Here is a 2,878-nt window from a genome sequence, read left to right as displayed (position 1 = left end):
CAGCGGCCTTGTTGCGTCGCGTTTCCGGTGGTTCAATCCGGCAATGAGAATCGGAGCGCCGCCATGGGAGTCGGGGCCGCCTGTTCTCTGACGTTCGCTAAAGAATGAATGCCGTCTCCGCATCAGTCGCTCTGATTCTGTTGTTGACTGGTTGCGCATACCGTTCAACGCCCAAGATCGATGATGCGCCACTGGTCGGAATGACCGTTGCAGATGCGATTAAGGCAACCGGAATGAAGACCGATACGGCGAGAATTATAGAAGAGCCACCCGGGGTTCCCCGAGGCGTTTCGGGCGAAGCCTCGGGAGGTTCGTTTGTCGAGCTTTACGTGAGGCGTGGCGCAGTCCCGATGAGCACGAAGAGAGATTGGGAGATCAGTGCATTCTTCGATCAGAGCGTTATCGGCGTCGCTCGGGAGTTCGAATCTGGATGGGCGATCTCTGGAGAAGTGATGTTGACCCGTGCCCAGGCCGCAGCGACAACCAAGAAGAACGAATAAGCGAACAAGGCGCAGCACCCAACCGCCTGACCCGCTCCGAGTCGGATTTTCACCGTGACTACAACCCTCAACCCACAGTCAACGCGCGGCTGCCGTCAGGCGGTAGGTGTGCTATGACGTTAGCGAAAGATGAAATTTCTCCCGATAGCTCTCATTCTCCTTTTCTCTCTGTCGATGGTCTTTGGTGAAGAAAAGTCAGTTGACGTCACAGAGACCCAAATCAAGAGCATCCCCAAATCGTGGTTCCCAAGCGTCGATGGTATCTTCACCAAAGGGGAGTTCATCGATCTAAGCACAACGCAGGGGGGACGCCTCTACATCCGATACGGGCCAATCTCCGATAGCGGGGTCGAATTGGAGCGGGTCGACGGAGCGGGCAAAGTGATTTGGCGTTATCAAGTCGCTCCTTTGGGGGTATCCCACTCGAAGTATAATCACAGGGTTTGGACAAGAATCGAGGACAAGAAGATTCAGGTAACGAGCATTGGCGCAAAGACGATCATCGAGACAATCGACCTGGATACCGGAACCAAGGTGTCCAGGTCGATCCACGAAACCCAACGCTAACAAGGCGTCGCTCTCAACACCTGCCCCGCCGCGAATTCAATCCGCCATGACCATTCCAACTTCAACCACCAGTCGAAGCCTCGCCCTCGGGCAGGTGTGAGAGGACTTTGACGATAGCCCGGAGAATGAAGAGCGTGCTTTGGGAACTTCGACTCGGACTAGCGCTCCTGGGTCTTCTGTTCGTCTTCGTGGCGGTCGCTATTCGTCATCCCATCTTTTGGTCCGTGCCTATTGGGTTGGCGGTTATTGCCGTCCCGGTCTTGCGGGTGCTTGAGAAGCGCTCGTTTCGGCACCGAGGATATCGAGTGATTTGGGCCGGCGAGGGTAGATCGAGGTACGAGGAAGCCGTATCGGGTGGCTCCCGATCAGTTGAGTTGCCATCTCGGTGGACGGAAGTGGGACGGCCAGAGCTTTTCGTTCCTACGCAGCCAGAATGGGAGAGAATGTCGCCAGATTGGGCGGCAGGGAGACGAGACTGCATTTTCGGAAGAGTCGTCGGCATCTGGGACGGCTTCGAGGTTCATTACCCACCTGACTGGCCGGCTGAACTCCCAAAAATCAAATCGGCTATCAAGCCGCAGCACCCAACCGCCTGACCCGCTCCGAGTCGAATTTTTCCCGTGATTAGAACCTTTAACCCACAGTCAAAGCGCGGCTGCCGTCAGGCGGTTGGTGTGCTATGACGTTCGCCAAGAAACTGCTCAACTCGCGATGAATCCAGAGCTGACAAGTTTTCTCTCTTCTGTGGGAGCTGGCGTCTTAATCGGCGGAAGCATTGCTATTCCAATTTTGGTCATGCGTTGGCGGAGAGGTGAGAAGTTGTTCACTCAGTCCAAGCCGACTCCACGCTGGGTATGGCCGTTCGGTATTCTCGTCTTCGGAAGTCTTGCGACGATGTCGTTTCTGACTGGTCGGCCAATTTTCGGTTCGGCTTTTTCGCTCGCCACAATTCCTTACGCCGTCGGTCAGACACGAGCCCTAACAAAGAACAAGGCGAACAAGCCGCAGCACCCAACCGCCTGACCCGTTCCGAGTCGGATTTTTCCCGTGACCACAAACCTCAACCCACAGTCAACGCGCGGCTGCCGTCAGGCGGTTGATGTGCTATGACGTTCGCTACAAAAACATGGGACTCAGCGACACCGCCAAAGATGCGATCCGACTTGCCACCACGGCGGGACTCGGGAAGGACGTTATCGACCTGCTGACTCAGAAGGTCACGCTGCTCGATGAGAAGCTCATCGAGGCGAATTTGAGCCTTGAGCAATCCCGACTGAAGATTTCGGAGCTTATAGCGGAGAACAAAGAACTTCGTGGCAAGCTGAATGATTCGGCAGGCATTGACGATGGGCTCGATGATGAGTGCCGCAGCATCCTCTTTTATTTCTTCGAGACAGATCAGGGATTCACGATAGATCAGATTGCCCGTCATTTTGACCTTCATCCCAGCGTTGCGAAGGCGCATTTTGATGTTCTTAGTGAGCGTAGGCTTGTTACTACCCCGATCAGAATCGTCACTTACGGTTCCAGACCATCCCCCTCGGTTTACACGATCACCTCTGCCGGAAGGGCGTTGGCGATGGCGCACAGAAAACAATGAAGCGAACAAGGCAGCGCACCTAACCGCTGACCCGCCGCGAGGCAGTTTTTCACTCATGATTCGTATCCTTTCCCTGTTTCGTGCTGCCGCCGCCGGTCAGCGGTAGGTGGCCTCTAACGTTCGCTCTAAAATGAGTCGCCGAGATATCACCGGGTGGAGCCTGTTCGTAGCGTCCATTCCGGCCTCGATTCTGGTAGCGGTGTGCGATGCT

At 55.4% G+C, this 2,878-nt stretch carries 4 protein-coding genes; all 4 read left to right on the top strand.

What is annotated here, in order from left to right; all coding sequences use genetic code 11:
* The first annotated feature begins 233 nt into the window (after positions 1-233).
* The 4 genes from HNR46_RS20750 (at position 234) to HNR46_RS20320 (ending at position 2,667) form a co-directional block, all read left to right on the top strand.
* The gene (locus HNR46_RS20750) at positions 234-500 is read left to right on the top strand and encodes a hypothetical protein (RefSeq protein ID WP_221285315.1); all 267 of its coding nucleotides are present in this window, start codon (positions 234-236) and stop codon (positions 498-500) included.
* Positions 501-629: 129 nt separating this feature from the next.
* Positions 630-1,067, top strand: coding sequence for a hypothetical protein (locus HNR46_RS20330; protein WP_184022508.1), 438 nt, complete (start codon positions 630-632; stop codon positions 1,065-1,067).
* Between the two features lie 711 nt (positions 1,068-1,778).
* Complete coding sequence (locus tag HNR46_RS20325) at positions 1,779-2,090, top strand: hypothetical protein (protein ID WP_184022506.1); 312 nt, start codon at positions 1,779-1,781, stop codon at positions 2,088-2,090.
* Between the two features lie 103 nt (positions 2,091-2,193).
* Positions 2,194-2,667, top strand: coding sequence for a helix-turn-helix domain-containing protein (locus HNR46_RS20320; protein WP_184022504.1), 474 nt, complete (start codon positions 2,194-2,196; stop codon positions 2,665-2,667).
* Positions 2,668-2,878 lie beyond the last annotated feature (211 nt).

The organism is Haloferula luteola, assembly GCF_014201715.1.
Classification (GTDB): Bacteria; Verrucomicrobiota; Verrucomicrobiia; order Verrucomicrobiales; family Akkermansiaceae; genus Haloferula; species Haloferula luteola.
This window is presented reverse-complemented; position numbering and strand designations above follow the sequence as displayed.

Coding starts and splice junctions, on each gene's coding strand:
- HNR46_RS20325 (WP_184022506.1), top strand. CDS start 1,779: ATGAATCCAGAGCTGACAAGTTTTCTCTCTTCTGTGGGAGCTGGCGTC.
- HNR46_RS20750 (WP_221285315.1), top strand. CDS start 234: ATGAAGACCGATACGGCGAGAATTATAGAAGAGCCACCCGGGGTTCCC.
- HNR46_RS20330 (WP_184022508.1), top strand. CDS start 630: ATGAAATTTCTCCCGATAGCTCTCATTCTCCTTTTCTCTCTGTCGATG.
- HNR46_RS20320 (WP_184022504.1), top strand. CDS start 2,194: ATGGGACTCAGCGACACCGCCAAAGATGCGATCCGACTTGCCACCACG.